Annotated in this window: 29 protein-coding genes and 1 pseudogene; 17 read left to right on the top strand and 13 right to left on the bottom strand. The window is 71.0% G+C overall.

Going from position 1 to position 26724, the window contains the following annotated elements:
* Nucleotides 1-2 precede the first annotated feature (2 nt).
* Nucleotides 3-1385: an NAD(P)/FAD-dependent oxidoreductase gene (locus tag ACLZOT_RS41930; RefSeq protein WP_416974467.1), complete on the top strand. Its 1383-nt coding sequence runs from the start codon at nucleotides 3-5 to the stop codon at nucleotides 1383-1385.
* 213 nt (nucleotides 1386-1598) lie between these two features.
* Here the strand turns inward: ACLZOT_RS41930 and ACLZOT_RS41935 are convergent, their stop codons facing one another.
* The gene (locus ACLZOT_RS41935; RefSeq protein WP_416974468.1) at nucleotides 1599-2567 is read right to left on the bottom strand and encodes a zinc-binding dehydrogenase; all 969 of its coding nucleotides are present in this window, start codon (nucleotides 2565-2567) and stop codon (nucleotides 1599-1601) included.
* A gap of 183 nt (nucleotides 2568-2750) precedes the next feature.
* Between ACLZOT_RS41935 and ACLZOT_RS41940 the strand changes: the two genes are divergently transcribed.
* Together ACLZOT_RS41940 and ACLZOT_RS41945 are read left to right on the top strand one after the other, a co-directional pair.
* On the top strand, nucleotides 2751-3446 hold the full coding sequence (locus ACLZOT_RS41940) for a pentapeptide repeat-containing protein (protein WP_416974469.1): 696 nt from the start codon (nucleotides 2751-2753) through the stop codon (nucleotides 3444-3446).
* A 3-nt stretch (nucleotides 3447-3449) separates the two neighbouring features.
* Complete coding sequence (locus ACLZOT_RS41945) at nucleotides 3450-4121, top strand: hypothetical protein (RefSeq protein ID WP_416974470.1); 672 nt, start codon at nucleotides 3450-3452, stop codon at nucleotides 4119-4121.
* Nucleotides 4122-4246: 125 nt separating this feature from the next.
* On the opposite strand, the gene ACLZOT_RS41950 is transcribed toward ACLZOT_RS41945, so the two are convergent.
* Nucleotides 4247-4747 carry a hypothetical protein gene (locus ACLZOT_RS41950; protein ID WP_416974471.1) on the bottom strand — a complete coding sequence of 167 codons (501 nt, stop codon included), beginning with the start codon at nucleotides 4745-4747 and terminating at the stop codon, nucleotides 4247-4249.
* Between the two features lie 289 nt (nucleotides 4748-5036).
* Here ACLZOT_RS41950 and ACLZOT_RS41955 point away from each other — a divergent pair, with 289 nt between their 5' ends.
* Entirely contained in the window at nucleotides 5037-6437 is a 1401-nt protein-coding gene (locus tag ACLZOT_RS41955; RefSeq protein WP_416974472.1) for a M1 family metallopeptidase, read from the top strand.
* On the opposite strand, the gene ACLZOT_RS41960 is transcribed toward ACLZOT_RS41955, so the two are convergent.
* On the bottom strand, nucleotides 6430-6942 hold the full coding sequence (locus tag ACLZOT_RS41960; RefSeq protein ID WP_416974473.1) for a GNAT family N-acetyltransferase: 513 nt from the start codon (nucleotides 6940-6942) through the stop codon (nucleotides 6430-6432). The genes ACLZOT_RS41955 and ACLZOT_RS41960 overlap by 8 nt on opposite strands.
* 139 nt (nucleotides 6943-7081) lie before the next feature.
* A pseudogene (locus ACLZOT_RS41965) lies at nucleotides 7082-7234 on the bottom strand (ATP-binding protein); the annotation flags it as partial.
* 332 nt (nucleotides 7235-7566) lie between these two features.
* Between ACLZOT_RS41965 and ACLZOT_RS41970 the strand changes: the two are divergent.
* From ACLZOT_RS41970 to ACLZOT_RS42015, 10 genes are all read left to right on the top strand, one after another.
* Complete coding sequence (locus ACLZOT_RS41970) at nucleotides 7567-8421, top strand: helix-turn-helix domain-containing protein (protein WP_416974474.1); 855 nt, start codon at nucleotides 7567-7569, stop codon at nucleotides 8419-8421.
* 11 nt (nucleotides 8422-8432) lie between these two features.
* Nucleotides 8433-8612 (top strand): DUF397 domain-containing protein, encoded by a 180-nt coding sequence (locus ACLZOT_RS41975; RefSeq protein ID WP_416974475.1) that lies wholly within the window; start codon nucleotides 8433-8435, stop codon nucleotides 8610-8612.
* A 177-nt stretch (nucleotides 8613-8789) separates the two neighbouring features.
* Nucleotides 8790-9047, top strand: a complete 258-nt coding sequence (locus tag ACLZOT_RS41980) for a hypothetical protein (protein ID WP_416974476.1) — start codon at nucleotides 8790-8792, stop codon at nucleotides 9045-9047.
* The gene (locus tag ACLZOT_RS41985) at nucleotides 9022-9552 is read left to right on the top strand and encodes a DUF6879 family protein (protein ID WP_416974477.1); all 531 of its coding nucleotides are present in this window, start codon (nucleotides 9022-9024) and stop codon (nucleotides 9550-9552) included. The genes ACLZOT_RS41980 and ACLZOT_RS41985 overlap by 26 nt, the downstream gene beginning before the upstream one ends.
* Before the next feature lie 24 nt (nucleotides 9553-9576).
* The gene (locus tag ACLZOT_RS41990; RefSeq protein WP_416974478.1) at nucleotides 9577-10425 is read left to right on the top strand and encodes a helix-turn-helix domain-containing protein; all 849 of its coding nucleotides are present in this window, start codon (nucleotides 9577-9579) and stop codon (nucleotides 10423-10425) included.
* 92 nt (nucleotides 10426-10517) lie between these two features.
* The gene (locus ACLZOT_RS41995; protein ID WP_416974479.1) at nucleotides 10518-10682 is read left to right on the top strand and encodes a hypothetical protein; all 165 of its coding nucleotides are present in this window, start codon (nucleotides 10518-10520) and stop codon (nucleotides 10680-10682) included.
* 121 nt (nucleotides 10683-10803) lie between these two features.
* Nucleotides 10804-11028, top strand: coding sequence for a DUF397 domain-containing protein (locus tag ACLZOT_RS42000; RefSeq protein WP_416974480.1), 225 nt, complete (start codon nucleotides 10804-10806; stop codon nucleotides 11026-11028).
* Between the two features lie 59 nt (nucleotides 11029-11087).
* Nucleotides 11088-11564 carry a hypothetical protein gene (locus ACLZOT_RS42005; RefSeq protein WP_416974481.1) on the top strand — a complete coding sequence of 159 codons (477 nt, stop codon included), beginning with the start codon at nucleotides 11088-11090 and terminating at the stop codon, nucleotides 11562-11564.
* An 88-nt stretch (nucleotides 11565-11652) separates the two neighbouring features.
* Nucleotides 11653-13689, top strand: a complete 2037-nt coding sequence (locus tag ACLZOT_RS42010) for a pectinesterase family protein (protein ID WP_416974482.1) — start codon at nucleotides 11653-11655, stop codon at nucleotides 13687-13689.
* A gap of 81 nt (nucleotides 13690-13770) precedes the next feature.
* Nucleotides 13771-14460, top strand: coding sequence for a PH domain-containing protein (locus ACLZOT_RS42015; RefSeq protein WP_416974483.1), 690 nt, complete (start codon nucleotides 13771-13773; stop codon nucleotides 14458-14460).
* Nucleotides 14461-14467: 7 nt separating this feature from the next.
* Here ACLZOT_RS42015 and ACLZOT_RS42020 read toward each other — a convergent pair whose 3' ends face one another.
* Both ACLZOT_RS42020 and ACLZOT_RS42025 read right to left on the bottom strand, forming a co-directional pair.
* Complete coding sequence (locus tag ACLZOT_RS42020; protein ID WP_416974484.1) at nucleotides 14468-15208, bottom strand: ABC transporter ATP-binding protein; 741 nt, start codon at nucleotides 15206-15208, stop codon at nucleotides 14468-14470.
* A gap of 236 nt (nucleotides 15209-15444) precedes the next feature.
* Nucleotides 15445-17256 (bottom strand): bifunctional metallophosphatase/5'-nucleotidase, encoded by a 1812-nt coding sequence (locus ACLZOT_RS42025; RefSeq protein ID WP_416974485.1) that lies wholly within the window; start codon nucleotides 17254-17256, stop codon nucleotides 15445-15447.
* A gap of 160 nt (nucleotides 17257-17416) precedes the next feature.
* Between ACLZOT_RS42025 and mshD the strand changes: the two genes are divergently transcribed.
* Nucleotides 17417-18325, top strand: coding sequence for a mycothiol synthase (gene mshD / locus ACLZOT_RS42030; protein ID WP_416974486.1), 909 nt, complete (start codon nucleotides 17417-17419; stop codon nucleotides 18323-18325).
* Here mshD and ACLZOT_RS42035 read toward each other — a convergent pair.
* The 7 genes from ACLZOT_RS42035 to ACLZOT_RS42065 form a co-directional block, all read right to left on the bottom strand.
* Nucleotides 18285-19040, bottom strand: a complete 756-nt coding sequence (locus ACLZOT_RS42035; protein ID WP_416974487.1) for an ABC transporter — start codon at nucleotides 19038-19040, stop codon at nucleotides 18285-18287. The two genes, mshD and ACLZOT_RS42035, sit on opposite strands and share 41 nt — an antisense overlap.
* 46 nt (nucleotides 19041-19086) lie before the next feature.
* Nucleotides 19087-20631 (bottom strand): ABC transporter permease, encoded by a 1545-nt coding sequence (locus tag ACLZOT_RS42040; RefSeq protein ID WP_416974488.1) that lies wholly within the window; start codon nucleotides 20629-20631, stop codon nucleotides 19087-19089.
* Nucleotides 20628-21500 (bottom strand): ABC transporter ATP-binding protein, encoded by an 873-nt coding sequence (locus ACLZOT_RS42045; protein WP_416974489.1) that lies wholly within the window; start codon nucleotides 21498-21500, stop codon nucleotides 20628-20630. The genes ACLZOT_RS42040 and ACLZOT_RS42045 overlap by 4 nt, the downstream gene beginning before the upstream one ends.
* Before the next feature lie 53 nt (nucleotides 21501-21553).
* The gene (locus tag ACLZOT_RS42050; RefSeq protein WP_416974490.1) at nucleotides 21554-22390 is read right to left on the bottom strand and encodes a zf-HC2 domain-containing protein; all 837 of its coding nucleotides are present in this window, start codon (nucleotides 22388-22390) and stop codon (nucleotides 21554-21556) included.
* Nucleotides 22387-22665, bottom strand: a complete 279-nt coding sequence (locus ACLZOT_RS42055; RefSeq protein WP_416974491.1) for a hypothetical protein — start codon at nucleotides 22663-22665, stop codon at nucleotides 22387-22389. Before ACLZOT_RS42055 ends, ACLZOT_RS42050 begins: the two co-directional genes overlap by 4 nt.
* Entirely contained in the window at nucleotides 22662-23204 is a 543-nt protein-coding gene (locus tag ACLZOT_RS42060; protein ID WP_416974492.1) for an RNA polymerase sigma factor, read from the bottom strand. The genes ACLZOT_RS42055 and ACLZOT_RS42060 overlap by 4 nt, the downstream gene beginning before the upstream one ends.
* Nucleotides 23205-23478: 274 nt before the next feature.
* Nucleotides 23479-23871 (bottom strand): hypothetical protein, encoded by a 393-nt coding sequence (locus ACLZOT_RS42065; protein WP_416974493.1) that lies wholly within the window; start codon nucleotides 23869-23871, stop codon nucleotides 23479-23481.
* Between the two features lie 321 nt (nucleotides 23872-24192).
* Between ACLZOT_RS42065 and ACLZOT_RS42070 the strand changes: the two genes are divergently transcribed.
* Both ACLZOT_RS42070 and ACLZOT_RS42075 read left to right on the top strand, forming a co-directional pair.
* A complete protein-coding gene (locus ACLZOT_RS42070) occupies nucleotides 24193-26427 on the top strand; it encodes an RNA degradosome polyphosphate kinase (protein WP_416974494.1) in 2235 nt (744 codons plus the stop codon).
* Nucleotides 26411-26724: hypothetical protein (locus ACLZOT_RS42075; protein WP_416974495.1), on the top strand; the 314-nt coding region annotated here is incomplete at its 3' end. The genes ACLZOT_RS42070 and ACLZOT_RS42075, both read left to right, overlap by 17 nt.

The raw sequence follows: 26724 nt of genomic DNA on the forward strand, positions 1-26724 counted from the left end.
GCATGGGTGCTCTCGCGAACGGCGGTATCTCCTTCTGGTGGGCCGAGGGCGGCCTCCCCCGCGCGCGCGATCCGCTGCCCGGGGACACGACCGCGGACGTCGTGATCGTCGGCGGCGGATACACGGGACTGTGGACGGCGTACTACCTCAAGAAGGCCGACCCCTCGCTCGCGGTGACCGTCCTGGAGCGCGCGTTCTGCGGGTACGGCGCCTCGGGGCGCAACGGCGGCTGGCTGTACAACGGGATCGCCGGCCGCGACCGGTACGCGCGCGTGCACGGCCACGAGGCCGCCGTACGGCTCCAGCGGGCCATGAACGACACCGTCGGCGAGGTCGTCGCGGCCCTGGACGCCGAGGGGATCGACGCGGACGTCCACCGGGGCGGCGTCCTGGAGGTCGCGCGCACACCCGCGCAACTGGCCCGCCTGCGCGCGTTCCACGAGCACGAGGTGGCGTACGGCGAGAGTGACCGTGAGCTGTACGGGCCCGCCGAGACGTCGGAACGGGTCCGTATCGTCGACACGCTGGGGTCCGCCTGGACACCGCACGGCGCGCGCGTGCACCCCGTCAAGCTGCTGACGGGGCTCCTGGAGGCGGTCGTACGGCTCGGCGTGACCGTCCACGAGGGGACGGCGGTGACGGAGATCCGTCCCGGGCGGGCGGTCACTCCGTACGGCACCGTGCGCGCGCCGTACGTCCTGCGGTGCACCGAGGGGTTCACGTCCGGGCTGAAGGGGCAGCGGCGTACGTGGCTGCCGATGAACTCCTCGATGATCGCCACCGAGCCGCTGGACGACGCCCAGTGGGAGTCGATCGGGTGGGAGGGGCGCGAGACGCTGGGCGACATGGCGCACGCGTACATGTACGCGCAGCGCACCGCCGACGGGCGGATCGCCCTGGGCGGGCGGGGTGTCCCGTACCGCTTCGCCTCGCGCACGGACGCGGACGGGCGCACCCCGGATGCGACGGTCGCCGCCCTGCGCACCGTCCTCACGGACTTCTTCCCCGCCCTGCGCGGTGTCCGCGTCGACCACGCCTGGTCCGGCGTCCTCGGCGTGCCCCGCGACTGGTGCGCGACCGCCACCCTCGACCCCGCCTCCGGCCTCGGCTGGGCGGGCGGCTACGTCGGCTCCGGCGTCGCCACCGCGAACCTCGCCGGGCGGACGCTGACGGAGCTGGTGCTGGGTCTTGACGGGGAGTTGAGCCGGTTGCCGTGGGTGGGGCACCGGGTGCGGAAGTGGGAGCCTGAGCCGTTGCGGTGGGTGGGGGTGCGGGGGTTGTACGCGGTGTATCGGGCGGCGGATCGGAGGGAGCGGGGGGTGCGGGCGGGGGTGGGGTCCTCGCGGTTGGCTCGGGTGGCGGATGTGGTGGCGGGGAGGGGGTGAAGTGGGGTTCGCGCGCGGGTGGGGACTCCCGCTCGGAGATCAGGTGCTCGCGCGCGGGTGGGTCGTTTTCGGGACCGGCGCGCGTGGGGCGGGCTTCTTGTCGGCGCGCGGGGCTCATGTCGGCGGTGGGTGCGGGCGGGCGCCGGGTGGCTGACCGGCCCGTGCGCGAGAGTCTCACCCGGCGCCTTCAGAAGGCTGGCCCGCGCGCGGGGCTCACGGTTCCAGGACCACCTTTCCCGTGGTCCTGCGGTTTTCCAGGGCCCGGTGGGCGGCTGCCGCCTGTGCGAGGGGGAAGCGGTGGAGGGCCGGGGTGAGGTGGCCGGCTGCGGCTTCTGTGAGGGCCTGGGTCTCCAGGGTGCGTAGGGGGGTCTTCGCGAACATCGCGGGGCCCAGGACGTGTTGGGAGAGGCCGGGGATCTCGTACGGGGTGCCGTCGGTGAGGCCCTGGGAGGACCAGCCGAAGATCAGGTGCCGGCCGTCGGGGGCGAGGAGGGCGGTCGATTCGCGGGCCGCGTCGCCGCCGACGCCGTCGAGGACGACCGTGGCGCGGCGGTCGCCGAGGTAGGCGCGCAGGTGGTGGGGCCAGTCGGGGGTCGTGTAGTCGAGGGACAGGTCGGCGCCGTTCGCGCGCGCCTGTGCGGTCTTCGCCGGGCCGCCCGCGAGGGCGATGACCGTGGCGCCGCGGTGTTTGGCGTACTGGACGAGGAGGGTGCCGATGCCGCCCGCCGCCGCCGGGACGACGGCGATCGAGTCGGGGGTCAGGGGGGCGAACTGGAGGATGCCGAGGGCCGTGCGGCCGGTGCCGATCATGGCCACGGCCTGGGCCTCGTCGAGGGGTTCGGGGATCTCGTGGAGGCGCGTGACGTCCGTGACGGCGAGTTCGGCGTAGCCGCCGGGCGCGAAGCCGAGGTGGGCGACGACCCGGCGGCCCAGCCAGGACGGGTCCACGCCCGCGCCGAGGGACTCGACCGTGCCGGCGACCTCACGGCCGGGGATCGTCGGGAGGGTTGTGGGGGTGGGGGCCGGGCCCTGGACGCCCTGTCTCAGAGCGGCGTCCAGGAGGTGGACGCCGGCCGCGCGGACGGCGATGCGGACCTGGCCGGGGGCGGGGTGGGGGTCGTCGGTGGGTTCGTGGGTGAGGTTTTCGGCGGGGCCGAAGGCGTGGAGGCGGATGGCGTGCATGGGGTCCCCCTGGGGATACCGGGTGGTGGGTGCCGGGGTCGGTGCCGGGGTCGGTGCCGGGTGCTCTTCAGGGGCCCACCCTTCGGCCTCGACCTCGCTTGAGGTCAAGGCGCTTGGCGGGGGGGGATCCGGAGTTATCCACAGGCCAGGGGGATTGTCAGTGGCGGGGTGCAGGATGGGGGCATGGCGAGCAACGGGCGTGGCAACGGCGGCGGTGGCGGGCGGAGCAAGGTCAGGGGAGCCCGGCGGCCCGAGCTGCGGCTGCCGGAGTTGCGGGGGTTCGAGGGCGGGGAGGTGGAGCCGGACGGGGACTACGACGGGGTGGAGCTGAGGGAGCTTGACCTGGCGGGGCAGGACGGCGCGGGAGCGACGTTCATGGACTGCGCGCTGACGGGGTGCGCGCTGGACGAGACGCGGCTCAGGAACGCCCGCTTCCTGGACTCCCGCCTGACCGCGCCGCGCGGAGTGGGGACGGATCTGGCGGACGCGACGCTGCGGGACGTGGAGGTGACCGACGCGCGCCTGGGTGGCACGCAGATGTTCGGGAGCGTGCTGGAGAGGGTCGTCGTGAGGGGCGGAAAGATCGACTACCTGAACCTCCGGCAGGCCCGGCTCAAAGATGTCGTTTTCGAAAACTGCGTTCTCGTCGAACCGGACTTCGCGGGCGCGCGTATGGAACGGGTGGAGTTCGTCGACTGCGCGCTCAAGGGCGTGGACTTCAGCTCGGCGACCCTGGCGGACGTCGATCTGAGGGGAGCGGTCGAACTGGGCATCACCGCCGGTGTGGACCGACTGCGCGGCGCCGTGATCAGCACGGCGCAGCTGCTCGATCTCGCACCGGTGCTGGCGGGGGAACTGGGGATCCGGGTGGAGGAGTGACCGATGGGCACGTTTTACGGGAACGTACTGGTGGCGCGGCCGTGCCAGGAAGTGGTGCCGCTGCTCTCCGAGGAGACGGCGGCCGGCCGGCCCGCGATACGCGGCTACGCACTCGCGGTGGGCCCTCGGCACACCGTGATCCATCCCGCTGAGGAGACGGAGGCGCTGACCCTCGCGGAGGCGGTGAGCCGCCGCCTGTCCGTCCCGACGCTGGGGATGTACGTCTTCGACTCGGACGTCCTGGTCATGCAGGTGTACGAGGACGGCGAGCTGCGGCACGTCTACGACTCGTGGCCGGGCTACTTCAGCACGGAGCGGCCCGCCGACGCGTGGTCCTCCGACGCGGCCCCGTCCTGGCCCGAGCCGCTCGGCGCCGCCCCCACCGCGCTCCTCCCCTTCGCCGCCGCGCCCGTCGACATCCCGGCGCTGGAGTCGGTGCTGCGCTGCGTGCCGCTCGCGCGGGAGGACGGCAAGGACGGGCGGTACGTGTTCGCGGACGCGCAGCACTACGACGTGATGGCGCTGCTGGGGCTGTCCGCGCCTCGGCTGAACACGGGGTACGGGGCCCTGTCGCAGGGCTACCTGCCGCCGGGGACGGCGCTGACGGAACTGTGGCTGCTGGGCGGGGCGACGTTCTGGGCAGGGGGTGCGCCGGCGGGGACGTCGGGGGTGTGATCGCAGGGCGGGGTCGGGTATGCCTTGTCTTTCGGGGGCTGTCTTTCAGGGGCGCGAGGAACTGCGCGAACAACCACAACGCACCCGCACTCGCCACCCTCCGGTCGCGGCACCCCCTTAGGCGCTCAGCTCACCCGGGGGAACTTCGCCTGGAGCGTCCAGATCGCCGGGTTCTCGCCCAACTCCTCGTGCAGGTCCGTGAGATCGGCGATCAGGTCGTGCAGGAAGTCCCGCGCCTCGCGCCGCAGCTCGCTGTGGGAGAAGGTCAGCGGTTCCTCCTCCGCCCGCATCCAGTCCGCCTCGATGTCCACCCACCCGAACCGCCGCTCGAAGAGCATCCGGTCCGTCGACTCCGTGAAGTCCAGCTCCGCGTACTGCGGCCGGGAGGCCCGGGACCCCGCCGGGTCCCGGTCGATCCGCTCGACGATGTCGCACAGCGCCCACGCGAAGTCGAGCACCGGTACCCACCCCCACGCCGTGGCCACCTCGCGGTCGGCCTTGGTGTCCGCGAGGTACACGTCGCCGCAGAACAGGTCGTGCCGCAGGGCACGGACGTCCGCGCGCCGGTAGTCCGTCTGCGGCGGGTCCGGGAAGCGGTTGGAGAGGGCGTAGCCGATGTCGAGCACGCCCCGATGGTGTCATGACCGCGCCCCCTCCGATCGCCGGTCGGTCCTAGGGCGCTTCTGATGGATCTCCGTGGGAGAAGGAGCGGCGTTCGGTGCGTGCTCTCGGTGTGCCGCGTGGAAGTCCTCGATGGGGGTCCCCCCGCTCAAGCGAAGTCGCGAGTGGGGGAGGAGCTACGGGGGCTTTCGCGCGGTGCGGTGAGTGGGGGTCCCCCCTGCTCGAAGAGCTTGGGGGAGTGCCGGGCGTCGCGACGCCGCGGAGATCCATCAGAAGCGCCCTAGGATCTCCGACGTGCCCAGACGAACCCGCGCGACCGCCGTAGCCGTCCTCCTGCTCCTGGCCGGGTGCAGTTCCGACGGCGGTGACGGGGACGGCGCCGAGGGTGCGGCCGGCGTCGGGGACCCGTACTTCCCGAAGGCGGGCAACGGCGGGTACGACGTCACGCACTACGAACTGACGCTCGACTACGCGCCCGGCACCCGCCACCTGACCGGTACGGCGGTGATCACGGCCCGCGCGACGCAACAACTCGCCTCGTACCACCTCGACCTCCAGGGCCTGGACGTCGAGCAGGTCACCGTCGACGGCGAACCGGCGCGCACGAGCCGCGCGGGCCAGGAGCTGACGGTCCGCCCCGCGAGCGGCCTCTCCACGGGCAGGGTCTTCAGGACGACCGTCCGCTACTCCGGCACCCCGCAGACGATCACCGACCCCGACAGCTCCGAGGAGGGCTGGCTCCCCACGGCCGACGGCGCGGTCGCGCTCGGGGAGCCGGTGGGGTCGATGGCCTGGTTCCCCGGCAGCCATCACCCTTCCGACAAGGCGATGTACGACCTGAGAGTGACGGTCCCCGAGGGGCTGACGGCCGTCTCCAACGGCGAGTTGGTGAGCGAGAAGGCGTCCGGGAAAGGGCGCCGTACGTTCGTCTGGCACACCGGGGAGCCGATGGCGAGCTACCTCGCGATGCTGGCGGTGGGGAAGTTCGAGGTGCGGCGTACGGCGGGGCGGGTGCCCGCCTATGTCGCCGTCGACACGACGCAGGTGGCGGCAAGTCGTGCGGTCGTGGGGCGACTTGGGGACGTCCTCGACTGGTCGGCGTACAACTTCGGGCCGTATCCGTTCCGTTCGACGGGAGTCGTGGTGGGGCGGGCCGGTGACGCCGGGTACGCGCTGGAGACGCAGAACCGGCCCTTCTTTCCCGGCCCGCCCGATCTCTCCACGTTCGTCCATGAGTTGGCCCACCAGTGGTTCGGGGACTCGGTCACGCCCCGGACCTGGCGCGACATGTGGCTCAACGAGGGGTTCGCGACGTACGCGGAGTGGCTGTGGTCCGAGGATCACGACGGGGACACCGCCCAGGAGATCTTCGACGCCGTGTACGCCGGGGACTACTACGAGGACGCCGAGGACAACGAGGCGGTGTGGGCGTTCGCGCCGGGTGACCCGCCGGACGCCGACCGCATCTCCGATCCGCCGGTCTATCTGCGGGGCGCGCTGGTCGTCCACCGGATCCGGCAGTTGCTGGGGGACGACGCGTTCTACGACTTCGTACAGGGGTGGACCGGCGAACACCGTCATCTCGTCGTGGACTCCGGGCAGTTGAAGGCATACCTGGAGAAGCTGGCGCCGGACGACGACTGGGACGGGGTGTGGGAGCAGTGGGTGTACGGGAAGCCGAAGCCCTCTATTTGACCAGCGGCTTCCTCAACACCGTGCACGGGCGCTGGAGTTGGCGGTCCTTTCGGCGGTCGACGAGTTCGTAGCCGAGGGAGGTCCAGAAGGCCATGCCCCGGGGGTTGTTGTCGAGGACGGCGAGGCGTACGGCGGTTCGGCCGGCCTTGCGGAACGTGTCCTCCACGGCTTCCGCGATCCTGCGTCCGTGGCCCTTGCGGTGCTCGCTCACCATCAGGAGGCCGATCCAAGGGTCCGGGTCCTGCGGGTCGGGGTGGTGGTCGAGGGTGACGGCGATGCCCGCCAACTGGCCCTCGCTCCTTGCGAGAAGGACGCTCGCACCCGGTGTCGCCAGCTCGTCGGCCAGCTCCTTCGCGATCTGCTCCGGGCGGATGTCCCCCGGGTCCGGAAAGTCCCCGCTCAACGCGAAGAACGTCTCGTTCGCGGCGTACAGCGCGACGAGCTCGGTGAGGACCGGCGCCGGGATGTCGTGGTCGGGGGTGAGCGGGAGGGGGGTGAGGATCATGCCGCGAGGGTAGTGGGGCGGACCTCGAACCAGAGCAGTTCGCCGGTAACCCGGGGGGCCAGCCGCCCCAGGCGTACGCGTACTCCTGGACGAGGCAGAGCCCTCGACCGCCCTCCTTGTTCGCCGGGGGCATCGGGGTGCGGTCGGCCGTGGGGTGCTCGAAAGGTTCCGGGATGTGGGGGTGGGTGTCCCAAATGCCCACGCGCAGACCGCCGTTGCCGGGGGCGGTGAGGCGGACGGAGGCGGGGCCGGTGGTGTGGCGGTAGGTGTTGGTGACCAGCTCGGAGGTCAACAGTTCGACCGCCTACAGGAGTTCGTGCATGGAGCAGGCGGTGAGGGTGGTGCGTACGGTCATGCGGGCGATGCGGGAGGCTCGGGGGTCGTGGGGGAGGCGGAGGGAGTAGGTCCAGGTGGTGGGGTTGGGTACACGGTGCTCACGGGTGAACTCCGGGAGGAAGGGGACCTCGCGCGAGCCAACTGCCGCGCAGACTCGGGACAGTTGGGTGGCGGTACGTGAGACGCCCTAGAGGCGACGATGTGATAGTTGACGTCGAATGAGAGTAATGGTTGATGATTCCCTCGTGTGAGTGACACGAGGGGGGTGACCCTGACGAGAGAAGGACCGTGCCGCCCACCCCTCCGCCCAGCCTGCGCCAACAGCGCCTCGGCGCCGAACTCCGGAAACTGCGTGAGCATTCGGGCCTCACGGCGACCGGCGCGGCGGAACTCCTCGGCCTCAAGCAGGCGCAGATAAGCGGCATCGAGACGGGCCGGTACGCGGTCGGCGCGGACCGCGTGCGGACGCTGGCCCGCGCTTACAGTTGCGCCGACGAGGAGTTGGTCGAGGCGCTCGCGGCGATGACGGGTGGACGGGTCCGGGGTTGGTGGGACGACTATCGGGAGCATCTGCCTGTGGGGCTGGTGGACCTTGCCGAACTGGAGCATCACGCAAGCGCGTTGCGGGTGGCCATCGCTCTCCACATCCCCGCGCTTCTCCAGACTGCCGCCCACGCCAGAGCGATCTTCGAGGAGGCCGCGACCCCGTTCCTCCCGTACGAACTCGAACACCGCCTCTCCTACCGCATCAAGCGTCAGGAGGTTCTCCACCGCTCCGGGGGACTGCCCTACACAGCGGTGATCCACGAGGCGGCCATGCGCATGCAGTACGGCGGCCCGGACGTCGCTCGCGCCCAACTGACGCACATCATCGAGATGAGCGAACGGGACAACGTCACCGTGCTCGTCATCCCCTTCTCCGTGCGCCACTTCCCCGGCAACGGTCAGCCCTTCGACTACGCCCTCGGGCCGGTGCCGCAACTCGACACGGTCCAGGTGGACACCTACCACGAGGGTTGCGAATTCCTGGATGCCCAGGCTCAGTTGGCGAAGTACCGAAACCTCCTGAACCGTATGGAAGCCTGCGCCCTCGACTCCGTACGGACTCGCGACTTCGTCCACCACCTCATCCAGGATCTGTGAAAGGAACCACCGTGCAGGCTCCCACCTGGCAGAAGTCCTCCTACAGCGCGGAGACCTCCAACTGCCTCGAAATAGCCCCCACCCCCACCACCATTCACATCCGCGACTCCAAAACCCCCACCACCCCCCACCTCACCTTCCCCCACTCCGCCTGGACCACCTTCCTCCCTGTCGTCCAAGCGCATCGATAGGCGATGAAATCAGCGCCCTCGACCTCGGCAAAGCAGGCCATCATTCCGTCCCTGCACCACATGGCCGGAACCACCCTCCCGCACTCCCCGGAAGCACCCGTGCGCCCTTGACGTCGACAAGCAGTTATCACCACGCTTGTGCAAGTTGACGCAAGAAACTCGACACCGGAGGCAGTCATGGCACTGCGGTTCATCGGGATCGATCCGGAGACCGGACAACAGGGTTCGCCCACTGTCTGGGTTCACGAGCAGCGGCGGGAACTGGTGTTCCAGAGCTGGACTGCGGACGAGGAACTCGAAGCGGAGTGCGCGGAGTTCGTGGTTCCGGGGCACGCACCAGGAATCCCCGTGGGCGAAGCAGTCATCCGGTTCCCGCTCCGGATGGTGCCCTTGCTGAGGGAGGCGTGCGATGTCGCGGAACGACTGGGGCTTTGACGAACTGCTGGCAGGAGCCCAGCAATCGGTGGTTCATCTGGAGATGCGGGACGCTTACGGCGTCGGAGATGAAGCCGAGGACTTCAAGATCTGGACGCGCACGGGGGAACGGGACGCCAACCCGGCGTCACCGTACTGGGCGCCTTGGGTCGAGCTGATTCGCCGTACGGTTGCCCGGGGTGTCACCGTCCGCCGTGCCCGCATCGTCTCGGAACCAGTGACGGACTACATCCGGTACGAGCACGCGGGGACCGTGGTGAACATCCTCGCCGGTGAGCGAGTTCGCTGGCTGCCCAGACGCCTCGCGTCGGACATCGCGCTGCCGGGCAACGACTGCTGGGTGTTCGACAGCGAGACCGTGCTCTTCAACCACTTCTCGGGAGAGGGGAATTGGGCGGAACCACGCTGGGAGGTCCGTACCGAGCCCGCTGTCGTGCAGCTCGCGGCGACCGCGTTCGAGACAGTGTGGGAACGTGGCATCCCGCACGAGAAGTACACCGTCTGATCCAGCGGAGCACCGAAGAGCCTCATGTCCGATTCGCCTTCCTCCAGCGTCCAGGCCGCCCGCGAGCGGATCGCCGCCCGCCTCGGCGAACTACGCCGGGACGCGGAGCTGACCGGCCATGAGCTGGCTCTTCGGTGTGGCTGGAGCCCTTCGAAGTCGTCCCGGATCGAGCGAGGGAGGACACCGGCCTCAGATGCCGATATCCGGGCCTGGTGCACAGCCTGTGGAGCGGCCGACCAGATCACGGACCTGATCGCCGAGAACCGTCGGGCCGAGCAGATGTACGTGCACTGGAGGCGGCTTCACCGGCATGGCATGCGCCGCGCCCAGGAAGAGGTCGCCCCCCTCTACCGGGACACCCGCACGTTCCGCGTCTACTGCTCGAACGTCGTCCCCGGCATGCTCCAGACCGAGGCGTATGCCACCGCTCTTCTCTCCACGATCGCCGCCTTCCAAGGCACACCCGACGACTCCCCCGAGGCCGCCGCCTCCCGCGTCGAACGCTCCGACGTCCTCCACGACAGCCGACATCGCTTCGCTCTCCTCGTGGAGGAGACCGTCCTGCGGTACCGCATCGGTGACGCGGACACCATGGCCGGCCAACTCGGCTACCTCCTCGCAGTGATGGCCCTTCCGAACGTCAGCCTCGGCGTCATCCCTTTCACGGCCCCACGTCGGGTATGGCCGCTGGAGGCGTTCTACCTCTTCGACGACCATCGCGTCAGCGTCGAACTCCTCACCGCTGCGGTCAACGTCTCCGCGCCCAGTGAAATCGCCGTCTACGCCCAGGCATTCACCCAACTCACCGAACTGGCCGTCCACGGCACCGCCGCCCGCGCCCTCATCGCGGAGGCGATCAACTCTCTCGAGTGACTTACGTGCAAGTCAATGCAAGAACGTGGCTACGTGGTTCGCCTTTTCCCTACGGTCGTCTCATCAAGCGTCGACCTGCCAGGAGGCCACCCGTGGAATCTCAGCCCTACCCGCTGCCCGCGCTGTCCCCGGTTCCCGGCTGTGCCGACTGCCTGTCCCTCGGGACAGCGAGACGCAACGCCCGCTCGACGTACGACCACAGTGCGGTGACGGACGCGAACGTCCTGCTGCGCAGGCACCTCGCCGAGGCGCACTGAGATCCCCAACGCCCTCCCCTTCCATCCCAGCTCCCCTCAACTCCCGCCCGATGCCCAGGCATTCGGACGGCGGCGGCCCACCTCGCGGCCGTGTCCCAGTCGAGCTGGAAGGTGTACGACGATGCTGGACGGAACCGATCTCTACGCACTCGACATCACCGCAGCCGCGTTCGTGAAGGCATGCGGCGGCCCCTGCACCGAGGGCTGCGTCACCCTCGCCCGTATCGGCGAGGACGCCTGGGCCCTGTCCGACAGCAAGCGCCCCGCCGCACAGCCGCTGCGCTTCACCACCGCCGAACTCGACGCCGCCGGCATCGACCCGGCCCGCTTCGGAATCAGCGTCTGACCTGTACGGGGCCCGGACCTCCCCCAAGGACGTCCGGACCCCGTCGACGGGACCAACTCATGCACCACCACGCCTACTTGTGGACCGGCCCGAAAGCCCGCTTCGACAACGAGGCCCTCCGCCGACCCCCACACCCCGAGCCACCCCCCACCCCCACCGACCCCGCCGGAGAACGCCTCCTCCAGCGCTACCGCGAAGTCGCCACCGAGTTCCCCACCTCAGACCTCCCACCCATCGAACCCGCCCACTGGCTCCTCAAACCCCCCTCCCTGATCCGAGGCACCTGGACCGACCCGGACCAGGCAACGGCATGGCTCGCCGCCCAACTCCACGCCCACGCACCCCGGTTCGCCACCGCCCGGGACCGCACCCCGGCTCACCTCACCACCCTGGCCGCCTCCGCCCTCGTACGCCTCCGAGCCGGCAACGACACCGCCCTCGGCCTCTACCTCGAACACCCCGCCTACCTCCACCTCGCCCTCATCACCTGCACCCCGAACCGGACCCGACCCCAACTCCCCTGCCCAGCGCCTTGAGAAACCGCTTTCCAACACCCGGCAACCTTTCCCCCCGACGCGGCGACAGAGCAGCGACTCTCCCCCGCACGGAAGAAAGGTCCCCCACATGAGCCGCAAGGGACTCCCCCGGCACCGTCGGCGCAATCGGACGCTCGCGGTCGGGTTGCCGCTCGCGTTGACGGTGAGCGGTGTGTTCGTCTACGGGTACAGGTCAGGTGACGAGGCGTCAGCAGACGCACCGGGCTGGGCGACTGCGACAGCCGACGGGTTCGCCTCCGTCAACGCCCTCGGGCAGAACGGGACTTACGGAGGGCGGGACGGGAAGACCGTCACCGTCAGGACGCTCGCCGAGCTGGAGAAGTACGCGACCGCGAGTGAGCCGTACGTGATCGTCGTGGCCGCGGCGATCAACATGAGCCCCGTCGGGAAGGAGATCAAGGTCGCTTCCGACAAGACGATCGTGGGGTCAGGGACGGCCGGTCACATCGTCGGCGGCGGGTTCTTCCTCGGGCAGGGCGTGCACAACGTCATCATCAGGAACCTGACCATCAGGGATGCCTATCAAGGGACTTGGAACGACAAGGAGCACGACTTCGACGCCATCCAGATGGACGGGGCGCACCATGTGTGGATCGACCACAACGACCTGCGGCACATGGCGGACGGCCTGATCGACAGCCGCAAGGACACGACGTACCTGACGGTCTCCTGGAACAAACTCAGCCAGGAGAACAAGGCGTTCGGCATCGGCTGGACGACGAACACGACCGCCGACATCACGATCCACCACAACTGGATCCGCGAGACGGAGCAGCGCAACCCGTCGACGGACAACGTCGCGCACGCGCACCTGTACAACAACTACCTTGAGGACGAGGCGAGTACGTCGATCACCTCGTCGTACGGGAACTACGCGCGCGGCAACACCAATATGGTGCTGGAGAATTCGTACTTCCAGGGCATGAAGAACCCGGTGATCAGGGACAGTTCGGCGACGCTGGTCCAGCGGGGCAGCGTGTTCTCGGGCACCAGCGGCCGCAACGAGAGCGGCGGCGCGGGCGCGAAGTGGGACCCGAAGAGCTACTACCCGTACACGCTGGACGCGGCGGCGAACGTACCGGCACTGCTCAAGTCCGGTGTGGGGCCGAGGAGTTCGATCGGTACGACGGCCACCACCAAGGCGGCGGCCACCACCCTGACCGTCGCCCAGGACGGCTCCGGCCAGTACCGCACCGTGCAGGCCGCCGTGAACGCCGTACCCGTCAACAACCCCTCCCGCGTGGTGATTTCGGTCAAGCCGGGCACGTACCGCGAGGTCGTGAAGATCCCCGCGAACAAGCCGCACGTCACGATCCAGGGCGCGGGCGCCAGCCGTAAGGACACGGTCATCGTGTACGGCAACGCGGCCGGCATGACGAAGCCGGACGGCTCGGGGACGTACGGGACGCCCGGCAGCGCCACCCTCTCCGTCTCCTCGGACGACTCGCAGCTCAGGAACCTGACGGTCACCAACGACTTCGACGAGGCCGCGCACCAGGACATCGCCAACCAGGCGGTGGCCGTCCTGACGCAGGCGGACCGGATCGTGCTCGACGGCGTGATCGTCAACGGCGACCAGGACACGCTGGAGATGGAGACCGCCGCGAAGGACAGGCTCGGCCGCGTCTACGTCGTCAACTCGTACATCACCGGGAACGTCGACTTCATCTTCGGCCGCGCAACAGCCGTGGTGGACAAGTCGGTCATCACGCTGAAGAAGCGCTGGAACGGCACCTCCGCCGGGTACGTCACCGCGCCCAGCACGCCCGCCGGGCGCAAGGGCATCCTCATCAACAGGTCTGCCGTCAACGGCGATGTGTCCAACGGGAGTTACTACCTGGGCCGGAACTGGCACCCGGGCGGTGACACGACCGTCGACCCGCAGGCGACCGTCCGCGAGACGACCCTCAGCGGCGCGGTCAGGTCGACGCCGTGGACGGACATGGGCGGCTTCTCGTGGAAGGACGACAGGTTCGCCGAGTACCGGAACACGGGCGCCGGTTCGGGTCCGGCGTCCTCGGAGCGGCCGCAGTTGAGCGACGCGCAGGCGACGGGGCAGGAGGTCGCGGACTGGCTGGGCGACTGGACGCCATCAGCTTCCTGACCTGGGCATCGTTCTCATAACGCCCCTCCTGCGGACCGGGGTTGCGGCCGTAGGATCCGGTCAGGACCAGGAGGGGCGACCATGAGCGGCGAGTCACCGATCGAGCGCACGTACCGGGGAGAGCGCGTGCTCCCGCTGCCGGACGTGCTGCTCCTGCTCGTGATCGCCTTCCTGGTCGCCCCCGCCGGCGACCAGGTCCAGTGGCGTGAAGTCCCGTACCTGGTCCTGGGGTTGGCGGCGGGGTCCTACATCCTCCTGGACCGCTACCGCGCGCGGACGACCGTCGGCGCGTCCGGCGTCACCGTCCAGGGCCCGCTGCGCAGCCGCCACATCCCCTGGTCGGACATCCAGGACCTGCGCCTCACCACCGACGCCGTCCGCACCCGCTGGCAGGCGCGGCTCCCCGTCCACCTGTACCGCACCGACGGCACGAGCCTGCGCCTGCCGCACTTCGACGAACGCCGACTGGACCGGCCGCGCGAGGAGTTGGAGTCGCTGCTCGCCGCCGCCGTGCGACTCGGCGTGTGGGCGCCGCGCGAGGCGAACGAGCAGGTGGCGCGCGGGGACCGGCGGCGGGCCGCGTGGAAGCGGGCGAGTCACGGGGCGGTGCTGGCGCTGGCGGCGACGGTCGTTCTCGCGGCGATCGCGGCCTTCGCCGAAGGGCCTTCCTACGTCGCGGACTTGATCGTCCCTGTTCCGCTCGCCGTTCTGCTCGCGCTCTTCCTGGTCTTCGACCGCATCGGAGAGGCGCGGGCGGTGCGGGCGGTCTGACGGTTCGTCAGTCCAGAGGCTCGCGCCACGCCGATTCCCTGATGTCCGGTCCGTCGGGCCGCCGGCTCTCCGGCCCCTCGCCGGTCCACCGGACGTCGTCCTCCGCGAACTCCGTCAACACCCCCCGCTCCAGCCGGTGGACGACGTCCACAGCATCGGGCAGGTCCGGAGTCGCGAGCACCACCACCCGCCCCTCGTCGGCGAGTTCACGGAAGAGCGGCAGCAACTCCCCCTCCCCGGTGGGTTCGTCGGCGAGGACGACAGGCGGGTCGTTGATCAGCGCGCGGGCGAGGGCGACACGGCGTTGTTCCGCGCCGGTGAGGTCGGCGGGGAGGTGCGCGGCCTGCCGGGCGAGGCCCATGCGGTGCAGGAGATCGCGGGCCCGGGGTTCGCCGTCGGCGCGCGAACCGGCGTACGGGACAAGGACGTTGCGGAACGCGGAGTGCTGCGGCAGCAGGTCGGGCGAGCGCAGGAGCAGACCGAGCCGGCGTCGGCGCGCGTCCGCCCGTGCCGGTTCCCCGAGGGCCGTCATGTCGTCGTCGCCGAGGAACACCCGGCCCCGGTCGGGCCGTTCCAGGAGGCCCATGATGTGCAGCAGCAGCGTCTTCCCCGACCCCGCGGGTCCGACGAGCGCGGTGACCTGCCCCGCCTCGGCCTTGAGGGTCACGCCGTCCAGGAGGTCGATGCTCGCTCCCCGCAGGGTGTACGTCCGGCCCACGCCCTCGGCCCGCAACAGGGTGGTGCTCAATGGGTCTCCTCGCCCGTGGCTCCGGGCGGCTCACCCGGACGCAGGGCCTCATTCCTACCGGCGACCCCTACTCAGATACGTCATCCGTATCACCACGAAGAGTGACCCGCCGGGCGGAATCAACCCCTGAGGGGTACGCCCCGCCGGTCAGGTGACCGTGCGACGGGAGCAAAGGAGATCCCCCTGAAACCAGTTTTCAGGGGGATCCCGGAACTTCACGCGTGCTTACCCGGGGTTCACCGCACGATGGTGATCCGGTCCGCGGCCGGCGGCGTCAGCGGGCTGCCCGCCGAGGAGTTCGCCGTGAGGTACTGCGCGAGGGCCGCCAGGTCGTCCGCGCCGACGAGGTCGTTCGTGCCCTGGCCGAGGGTCGGGAAGCCGTCGCCGCCGCCCGCGAGGAAGCTGTTCGTCGCGACGCGGTAGGTCGCGGCGGGGTCGATCGCCGCGCCGTTCAGCCGGATCGTGTCCGTGACCACGCGGTCCGCGCCCGACTTCGTCAGGTCGAGGGTGTAGCGGAGGTTCGCGGACGGCTGGAGGATCTTCGGGGAGGCCGTGTTCGAGCCGCTGACCTGCTCCTTCAGGATCTGGATGACCTGTGCGCCGGTGAAGTTCTGGAGGTTGACGGTGTTCGCGAACGGCTGGACCGTGAAGCCCTCCGCGTACGTCACCACGCCGTCGCCCTCCGCGCCCTTCGCCGCGTACGTGAAGCCGGCCCGCACGCCGCCGGGGTTCATCAGCGCGAGGTCGGTCTCCGCGTCGAGGCCCTTGCCGTACGCGAGTTGCGCGTCCGCGATCAGGTCGCCGGCCGGGGACTCCGTGCCCGTGTTGGGGACGTCGGCCGAGATGTAGCCGATCGCGCGGTTGCCGATGGGCGCCGCGAGGGTGTTCCACTTGTCGATCAGCTGCGTCATGTCCGGCGCCTTGGGGACGTCCCGGGTGACGACGTGGTTCGCGGACTTCACGGCCGTACGGGCGATGTCACCCGTCCAGCGGTCGTACGTCAGCGTCGTGTCCGTGTAGAGGCGGCCGAAGGACGCGGCCGAGGTGACCATGCGGGGCTTGCCCGCCGGGTCGTTGATCGTGCAGACGTACGCGGCGTGCGTGTGGCCGGTGACCAGCGCGTCCACGGCCGGGGTGATGTTCTTCGCGATGTCGACGATCGGGCCGGAGATGCCGTCGCCCGCGCCGGGCGCGTCGCAGTTGTAGTTGTACGACTGCGAGGCGGGCGCCCCGCCCTCGTGGATCAGCGCGACGATCGACTGCACGCCCTGGCGCTGGAGTTCGCGCGCGTACTTGTTGATCGTCTCGACCTCGTCCTTGAACTTGAGGCCCTTGACGCCCTCCGCCGAGACGACGCCCGGCGTGTCCTCCAGGGTGACGCCGATGAAGCCGACCTTCACGCCGTTCTTGCGCCACACCCAGTAGGGCTTGAGGATCGGCTTGTTCGTCTTCTCGTCGAGGACGTTCGCCGCGAGGTACGGGAAGTCGGCGCCCGTGAACTTCTTGTCCGTGTAGCAGCCGTCCGTCGGGTGACAGCCGCCCTTCTGCAGGCGCGCGAGTTCCCTCGCGCCCTCGTCGAACTCGTGGTTGCCGACGCTCGTGACGTCCAGGTCCAGCTTGTTGAGCGCCTCGATCGTCGGCTCGTCGTGGAACAGGCCCGAGATCAGCGGCGACGCGCCGACCATGTCACCGCCGGCCGCCGTCACCGAGTACGCGTTGCCCTTGCGGGCGTTCCTCAGGTGCGTGGCGAGGTACTCGACGCCCCCCGCGTCGATCGTCTTCGTCGTGCCGTCCGCCTGGAGCTCGGTGACCCGGCCCGAGGAACCCGACGGCGGCTCCAGGTTGCCGTGCAGGTCGTTGAACGACAGCAACTGCACGTCCTGGTAGCGCTTGAACTGCGGCTTTCCGCCGTATCCGCCGTGCTTCGCGTCGTGCGCGTCCGCCGGCAGCGCTGCGGCCATCGCCCCCGCGGTGGCGAGCGCGGCGGCGGCGACGAGCATCCGGTACGTCCGTCTGCGGCCCGGGTGCGGCTGGGAACTGGCTGGCATGAGCCCCCCTGAAGATGGCTAGGAACAAGTGGCCCCGTCCGGCGCAGCCTAGATTCAACGCGCGTAGCACGACAGGGGGTTCATGGTTACATCCTGGTTTCCCTTTGCCCGGCTCTTTGCGTACGGCTCCTCGGCGCCCCCTCCCCGTACCCTCGTACGCATGACCAGCGACGACACCCGCTCCCTCGCGACCCTCCCCGTCCTGACCCCCGAGCAGATCGACGCCGTCCTCGCCCTGCTCGCGGACGCCGCTCGCACCGACGGTCAGCAGGCGGTGTCCGAGCAGGGCCGGCTGAACCTGCGCGGGGGCGCCCGCGAGGGCATCTCCCACCTGCTCCTGTCCACCGGCCCCGACCTCGTCGCCTACGCCCAGCTGGAGGACACCGACCCGGTCGAGGCACCGGCCGCCGAACTCGTCGTCCACCCCGCGCACCGGGGCCACGGCCACGGCCGCGTGCTCGGTACGGCGCTGCTGAGCGCGACCGGCAAGCGGCTGCGGGTGTGGGCGCACGGCGGGCACCCGGCCGCCCGGCATCTCGCGCAGGTCCTCGGTCTCACGCTGTTCCGCGAACTGCGGCAGATGCGCCGCCCCCTGACGGACCTGGCCCTCCCCGACCCGGTCCTCCCGGCCGACGTCACCGTCCGCACCTTCGTCCCCGGCAAGGACGACGCCGCCTGGCTCGACCTCAACGCCGCCGCCTTCGCCCACCACCCCGAGCAGGGCTCCCTCACGCAGCGCGACCTCGACGCGCGCGCCGCCGAGCCGTGGTTCGACCCCGCCGGGTTCTTCCTGGCGTTCCGGGGCGAGGAGTTGGTCGGCTTCCACTGGACGAAGGTCCACGCGGCCGAGCGACTCGGCGAGGTGTACGTCCTCGGCGTACGCCCCGGCGTCCAGGGCGGCGGGCTCGGCAAGTCCCTCACCACGATCGGGCTGCGCCACCTCGCGGAGCAGGGGCTGCCGACCGCCATGCTGTACGTCGACGCGGACAACAAGGCGGCGGTCTCCGTGTACGAGCGGCTCGGGTTCCTCACGCATGAGACGGACCTGATGTACCGCGCCGAGAGCTGAGGCTCTTGAGCCGGTGAGGGACCCCGCGTTCCAGCGGCTGCGGGGTCCACGCCGCGCTCGCCAGCGCCGTCACCGCCAGGACCAGCGCCCACCTCCAGTGCGTGCCCGGCCAGTGCGGCTCGTCCGGCAGCGCGAACAGGCCCCACCGCGCGGGGATCACGACGGCGACGGCCATCACCGCGAGCGTCCCTGTCGCCGCCGCGCCGCCCGGTGCGGCGACGTCCGTGAAGCGGACCCGCGCCGTCGCCAGCGCCAGCGCCGTCGTCGCCATCGCGCCGGCCTCCAGGGTGAGCGGCAGCAGTGAGGGGCGGGAGGCGGCGGGGACGAGCAGTACGGCCGCCGTCCACCACAGCGCCGCCAGCAGCAGCGCGGGGACGAGCCGCAGGGCCACCCTCAGGGGGCGGGGCGTCGGGGCGGTCTCCGTGATGTTCCGCGCCCGGTCGTCCAGCAGGAACGCCAGCGCCAGCGCGCCCATGAGGGCGGTGATCCTCAGGAGGTTCAGGGCGGCGAGGTCGTCGGGGGGCGTGTCCGCGAGCCGGGTGGATCCCACGAGCAGCAGGCCGGCGCCGGCCGCGATGGCGGGGGCGAGGCGGGGGGTGGAGCGCCAGGTGGGGAGGGCCAGGGCGGGGAGGGAACGCCAGGCGGCAGCCGTTGAAGCGGGGGTCGTCGAGGCCGGGTTCAGGGCCTTCTCGTCGTTGTACCTCACTCGCCGCATGTCTGTGCTCCCTCCTGGCTCCGGCTCTGCTTCCGCGCGTCCGTTCCTATTCGTCACCTTCATCGCCTTCGTCGCCACACGTCTCCGCCCCCTTCGGCACCGCGACGCCCAGCAGCCGGGCCGCGTCCGCCGTGGTCGTCTTCGGGGAGGTCAGCTCCGTCCAGTGGGCCTTGACCGCCGCCGTGACCTCGGTGCGGGGGCGGGTGAGGAGGGCGTTGACGACGTCGGTCTGCTGGGCCGTCATGGCGACCGGGTCGGTGGGGGCGAGGACGACGGCGGAACCCACCGTGCTGTCACCCACCCGCAGGCTCCTGAACGTGTCCTCGGGCGTCGGGTCGTCCCCCAGCACCAGCCACAGGGCGGTCACCGCGCGCGCTCCGCACATGTTCTCCGCCGCCGCCTCCGAGCCGGCGACCAGCACGGACGCCACCCCGACCGCGAACTCGGGGATCCGGTTGCCGCCCCAGCGGGTGCCGACCGTGACCTGCCCGGCGCCACTCTGGGACGACAGCGCGTAGTCGCTCCCCACCCCGTGGGTGACGTCGACGCGCTGGCGCACCGTCAGCGGCGTCGTGACCCCGGCGTTGGCCCGGACCCGGTCCACGACCTGCGCCCACCGCGCCCGCTGCCCGTTCCACTCCGGGAACGAGCAGTACGTCGAACCGCCGTACTCCGCGCACGACTGCACCTTCTCCGGGTGCTCGGACGCCGTCCGCCGCGCCTCGGCCAGGGCCGCCGAGTCCCCGGGCCGCTGCTCGAACCCGGCGAGGACGGTGACCGCGAGCGCCAGCACCGCCGCCGCCTTGATCGCCACGCTACGGCCGCCCTTGACGAGCATCGCCAGGCAGGTGAGCAGGACGCACACGGCCAGCAGGTAGAGCGCGTGCCAGCCGGAGTGCCGCTCCAGGAGGTCTGAGGGGACCGGGAGGCCGTTCGCGTTCTCGTCGACGACGACCGGGGAGAGCCAGCTCGTCCAACCGCCGTCCAGCGACACCGACTCCACGACCGCCAGATAGACGACCACCACGATCAGCACCGGCACGAACGTCAGCGGCCACAGCCCCGCCAGCAGTATCCCGATGAGCCCCGCGAACATCACCGTCAGCGGACCCACCACCAGCTCGGCGACCGACCCCGACCCGACCGCGCCCGGCTTGAGCGCGGCCACCCCGAAGTCGACGCCGACGACCAGCGCGGTGAACAGGGCGTACGGCACGACCGACAGGGCGTGGGCCAGCGCGCGGGCCCAGGGCTCCATCGGCAGCATCGAGAACTGCTCGTCCGTCTTGTTCCTGCGGGCGCGCAGCACCGCCGAGTTGACGGAGACCAGGATCGCGATCGAGAAGAACTGCGGGAGGGCCTGCGTCTCCCGGTCCACCACGTGGAGGATCGGGAAGTCGTTCATGCCCTCCTCCCTGAACAGCCCGATGGCCGTGAAGGTGAGCCAGAGGAACCCGAAGAGCAGCACGGGGATCTGGAGGAGGAGTTCGCGGGCCTCGAAGCGGGCCAGCGCGAGGACCGAGGCGGTCCGGCGGGGGCCGGCGGCCTGCGGTTCGGCCACCTGGGCCGGGGTCGCGGTCAGGGCGCTCACGCGGACACCTCCGCGCTCTCGCCGTTCAGGGTGAGCAAGTAGCCGTCCTCCAGGGTCGGTTCGAGGAGTTCGGCACCCTTCGGGGGGTCGCCGATGTTGCGGAAGCTGCCGGTGCCGGTGCGCCAGCCGGCCAGCGCCGCCGGGTCCCGCTCGACGCTGCTCCAGACCCGGCCGGCCGCTCGCGCGGTCAGGTCGGCGGGGGTTCCCTCGAAGCGGACGCGGCCCCCGCTCATCACGATCACCCGGTGGCACAGCATCGCCACGTCCTCCGTCTGGTGCGTCGACAGCAGCACCGTCCGGCCCTCGCCGGCCTGCGCGATCAGCTCCCGGAACCGCATGCGCTGTTCGGGGTCGAGTCCGACGGTCGGTTCGTCCAGGACGAGCAGGCCCGGGTCCCCGACGAGAGCCGCCGCGAGCGCGACGCGCTGCCGCATCCCGCCGGACAGCCTCTTCAGACGCGTCTTGCGCACGTCGCTCAGGTCGACGGCCTCCAGCACGCGCCGCACCTCCCTGTTACGGGCTCCCCGGTCGCTCAGCTCCTTGAGGATCGCGACGTAGTCCACGAACTCGAACGCCGTGAAGTCGGGGTGGAAACCGGGGTTCTGCGGCAGGTAGCCGAGCGCCCGGCGCAGGCCCAGCCGGCCGGCCGCCGTACGCGGGTCGTGGCCCAGGGCCCTGAACTCGCCGCCGTCCGGGGGGACCGCGGTCGCCAGCACCCGCAGCAGGGTCGTCTTGCCCGCGCCGTTGGGGCCCAGCAGGCCGGTGACTCCCCTGCCGAGGGTCAGGGAGACGCCGTCCAGGGCGCGCGTGCCGCCGTAGCGCAGGACAAGGTCTGTCGCCGTCAGCGTCGGGTCGATGGTGCCGGTCATGGGGTCCTCTCGGGTGGTGTCGTGGTCGGTGGGGCGGGGTGTCCTGCGCGGCGTCACATCGCCCCGCCTTCCTGGAAGCCGGCCATCGGGCGGATGTCGAAGCGGTCCCGTGAGCGGTAGAGGGCCAGGGCCGCGACCAGGGCCACCACGGCGGCGACGATCTGACCCGGCGTCGTGAAAGGGGCCAGCGCGTCGTGCGGGCGGGACTGGGCGTACAGGAGGATCCCGACCCAGATGGAGCAGGTGAGGGCAGGGGCCACCACCGCGCCGAGGCGGGCGGTCAGGGCCAGGCCCGTCGCCGTCAGCGCCAGCGCCGGCAGGAGCCAGGCCAGGGCCAGCAGGCCGTAGCCCGGGAGGGCCAGCGTCGTGAGGCCGTTGAGGGCGAGGCTCGCGGTGAGGACGGCGACCGTACGGATCATCAGGAGCCGGAAGCCGTGCATCGGGGCGACCATCGCCATCTCGTACGTCGGGTCCAGGGCGCGGCCGAACGACAGGGCCACGCCCGCCAGCGGCAGGAGCGGCGCGAGCGCCAGGAAGAGCGCCGGGTTGTCGGCCGTACGGACCATCACGACCGTCATCACCAGGACCGACAGCACCGCGAGGAACCAGGAGCGGCGCAGGATCGGCGTCGCCGTCAGCAGCCGCGAGGTGTGGTCGGAGACCCCGAACCGCACGAGCGTCCCCTCCAGCAGGCCCCTCCTGGGCGCGTCCAGTTCCGCGTCGAGCCGCTCCCAGCCGGCGTCCAGCGCGACCGGGTCGGACTCCCGCGCGAGCGTGGCCCGGCACTGCGCGCAGGCCGCGAGGTGCGTGTCCGTCGACCACAGCAGCGGCGCCGCCAGCTCGCCCCGCGCATAGGCCCGCAGCTCCTCGTCACCGACATGCCAGCTCATGCCGCGCTCCTTCCGTCGACCCGACCCGATCCCGTCACCACGCCCAGGCCGCTGCGGCCCGGCGCCCTCACCACACCCCCGTCGATCCCGCCCGGCGCCATCACCACGCCCCGGCCGATCCAGCGCGCGCCCGGCAGTACGTCCCGGCCGATCCGGCCCGGCTCCGTCGCCACACCCCAGCCGATCCGGCCCGGCTCCGTCGCCACACCCCGGCCGGTCCGCCGCGGCCCCGTCGCCGCGGCCCGCCGGAGGCCCTCGCTCCTCGTCCCCCTCACGTCAGTGCCTCCCTCAGTTGTCTGCGGGCCCGCATCGCCCGTGTCTTGACCGTCCCCGCCGGAATGCCGAGGAGGGCCGCCGCTTCTCTGGTGCTCAGGCCGTCGATGACCGTGGCCTGGAGCACCGCGCGCAGTTCCGGTGAGAGACGGGCCAAGGCACCCGCGAGGTCGCCGTGCTCCACCCCGGTGAGGACGCGGTCCTCCGCGGACGCCTCGTCGCGATGGCGCAGCCGGGCGAGGGCCTGGCGGATCCGGCCGCGGGCGCCGTCGCGGCGCAGGGCGTCCACGAGACGTCTCGCGCCGATCCGCCACAGCCAGCCCGCGACGTCCCCCTCCTCGTGGTACCGGGCCTTGCCCCGCCACACCGCGAGGAACGTCTCCTGCACGACGTCGTCCACCGTCCCGGCGTCCGAGCAGCGGCTGCGCAACCGAGCGGCCAGCCACGGCGCGTACCGCCGGTACAGCTCCTCGAAGGCGTGACGGTCCCCGTCTGCGGCGATGGCCCGCAGCAGCTCCCCGTCACTTCTCGTTTCGCTCACACCCCCTCATCGCTCCGGCCTCGCCGATCGGTTCACGATCCGCGGAAATTTTTTGTCCCCTTTCTATGGCGCCTCCCACGACGCCTCCGACCTGTGGGTTCTTCCGCCTTCCAGCGAACCCGGACACCGCCCTCGACACCGCCTCCGAACTTTTTCCGAGCCGGGCAGAACCGATCGAGGGCCCAGATCCGATCAATGGAGCAGAAGCACCGGAACAGCCCGAATCCACATCAGACCCACCCCCTCAAGGGAGACCGCGATGACCACGACACCCTCAGCCCCACCGCGACAACCACCGCAGCAGCCTTCCGGGCACCCCACCGCCGGACCGCTCCCCGGGAGCGAGCAGAAGTCGTGCGGTCTCCTCAGGACCGAGCGGAGCGTCTCCGGCGGCGTACCGCGCCCAGTGCCGGGCAGTCCGCCGCTCCAGGTCCGCCAGGTCGCTCCGCTCGGTCCGGGTCAGCAGCACCGGCCCCTTGCACCCCTCCGGCGCCGTCAGTTCCAGGACGCGGCCGTCCAGGAGGTACGCCGCCGGGTACTCCCCGTACACCACGTCGATCGCTTCCAGGTAGTTCATGACATGGGTGAACGACGAGTAGGCGGACAGTTCCTCGTCCCGGTCGAAGACGATCACCGTCTCCTCGGGCAGCGGGAAGGGCGTGGTCATGGCGGAACCCCCGGTGGTCTGTGCCGCGTACGGCGTGGCGTCCCATCCTGGACGAGAACGCCGACCCCTCACCCCCGCCCCCGCACCCCCACACCCGACCCCCCGCCCGAACACCCCCCGCTATCCCGCACGTCATGTCTCCGTAACCGGCGATTCAGACGAGCTTGCGACGCTCGGGCAATGAACCAGGCCGTGCCCGAGCCTTCGCCGCCGCCAGAGGGTCTGCCCCCCACGGATCCGCCCTCGGCGGGCGACGCCGCCCCCCGCCCGCCCGCACGTTCCGACGCGCCCGTCCTGCCCCATGCGCGGAAGAATGGGTTTATGAGCCAGCCCAACACCCAGTCCAGCGCCCAGGCCGAAGCCCAGCACGCACAGCCCTCGGTGGGTTCCATAGCGGCGCACCGCCCGCACACGGTCTCCCCCTCGACGGTGTCCGACCTGGAACCCGACATCGACGCCGACCTCGACGCGTACGAGGAGAGCGGGGACGAACTGCCGCAGGGCAGGTTCCTCGACCGGGAGCGCAGCTGGCTCGCGTTCAACGAACGGGTGCTGGAGCTGGCCGAGGACCCGAACACGCCGTTGCTGGAGAGGGCCAACTTCCTGGCCATCTTCGCCAGCAACCTGGACGAGTTCTTCATGGTCCGGGTGGCAGGGCTGAAGCGGCGTATCGCGACAGGCGTGGCGACGCGCTCGGCGTCGGGCCTCCAGCCCCGCGAGGTGCTGGAGATGATCTGGGCGCGCTCGCGGGAGCTGATGGCCCGGCACGCCGCCGCGTACCACGAGGACGTCGCCCCCGCGCTCGCGGAGGAGGGCATCCACCTGGTCCGCTGGGCGGAGCTGACGGAGAAGGAGCAGGCGCGGCTGTTCACGCTGTTCCGGCACCAGATCTTCCCGGTCCTCACCCCTTTGGCGGTCGACCCGGCGCATCCTTTCCCGTACATCTCCGGCCTCTCCCTGAACCTCGCGGTCGTCGTGCGCAACCCGGTCAGCGGGCACAAGCACTTCGCCCGCGTGAAGGTGCCCCCGCTGCTGTCGCGGTTCCTGGAGAGCTCCCCCGGCCGGTACGTCCCGATCGAGGACGTCATCGGCGCGCACCTGGAGGAGCTGTTCCCGGGGATGGAGGTGCTGGAGCACCACGCGTTCCGCCTCACCCGCAACGAGGACCTGGAGGTCGAGGAGGACGACGCGGAGAACCTGCTCCAGGCGCTGGAGAAGGAGCTCATGCGGCGCCGCTTCGGCCCGCCGGTGCGCCTGGAGGTCGAGGAGTCCATCGACCGCGAGGTGCTGGACCTCCTCGTGCGCGAGCTGAAGATCTCCGAGGCGGAGGTCTACCCGCTGCCGGGCCCCCTCGACCTGACCGGCTTGTTCCGCATCCACGGCCTGGACCGGCCGGAGCTGAAGTACCGCAAGTTCATCGCGGGCACGCACCGCGACCTCGCCGAGGTCGAGTCGGCCTCCGCGCCGGACATCTTCGCGGCGCTGCGCGAGCGGGACGTCCTGCTGCACCACCCGTACGACAGCTTCTCGACGTCGGTGCAGGCGTTCGTCGAGCAGGCCGCGGAGGACCCGGACGTCCTCGCGATCAAGCAGACCCTGTACCGGACGTCCGGTGACTCCCCGATCGTCAACGCGCTGATCGACGCGGCCGAGTCGGGCAAGCAGGTGCTGGTCCTCGTCGAGATCAAGGCCCGGTTCGACGAGCACGCGAACATCAAGTGGGCGAAGAAGCTGGAGGAGGCCGGCTGCCACGTCGTCTACGGCCTCGTCGGACTGAAGACGCACTGCAAGCTGTCGCTGGTCGTCCGCCAGGAGGGCGACACTCTGCGCCGCTACAGCCACGTCGGCACCGGCAACTACCACCCGAAGACGGCCCGCCTGTACGAGGACCTGGGGCTGCTGACGGCCGACCCGCAGGTCGGCGCGGACCTGTCCGACCTGTTCAACCGGCTCTCCGGCTACTCGCGCCGCGAGACGTACCGCCGCCTGCTGACCGCCCCGAAGTCGCTGCGGGACGGCCTGGTCTCCCGCATAGACAAGGAGACCCAGCACCACCGCGCGGGCCGCCCGGCGCACGTGAAGATCAAGGTCAACTCGATGGTCGACGAGGCGATCATCGACGCCCTGTACCGGGCCTCGCAGGCGGGCGTGCCGGTCGACGTGTGGGTGCGCGGCATCTGCGCGATCCGTCCCGGCGTACCCGGCCTCTCGGAGAACGTCCGGGTCCGGTCCGTCCTGGGCCGCTTCCTGGAGCACTCCCGCGTCTTCGCCTTCGGCAACGGCGGCGAGCCCGAGGTGTGGATCGGCAGCGCCGACATGATGCATCGCAACCTGGACCGGCGTATCGAGGCCCTCGTCCGGGTCACCGACCCCGGTCACCGCGCCGCCCTCAACCGCATGCTGGAGACCGGCATGTCCGACACGACCGCCTCCTGGCACCTCGGCCCCGACGGCGAGTGGACCCGGCACGCCACCGACGCCGACGGCCAGCCGCTGCGCAACATCCAGGAGATGTTCATAGACGCCCGGAGGCGCCGGCGTGGCACAACGACATGACCTGACGCAGGGCACGGCCGGGGGGCGCCACACCCTCCCGGCCGAGGGGCAGAGCAGGGGGAGGAACGACGTGGTGACCGGGGGACCGTCCGAGGCCAGAAGGGACGGACTCACGCTCGCGGGCAGCGACGCACGAGCCACACCGCCCGGCGACACACGCGCAACCACGCCGGGCGACGTCCGAGGAACCACCGCCCCCGGCGACACACGCACAGCCACCCCGGGCGACGTCCGAGGAACCACCGCCCCCGGCGACACACGCACAGCCACCCCGGGCGACGTCCGAGGAACCACCGC

This window comes from Streptomyces sp. 4F14 (assembly GCF_048159485.1).
Taxonomy (GTDB): domain Bacteria; phylum Actinomycetota; class Actinomycetes; order Streptomycetales; family Streptomycetaceae; genus Streptomyces.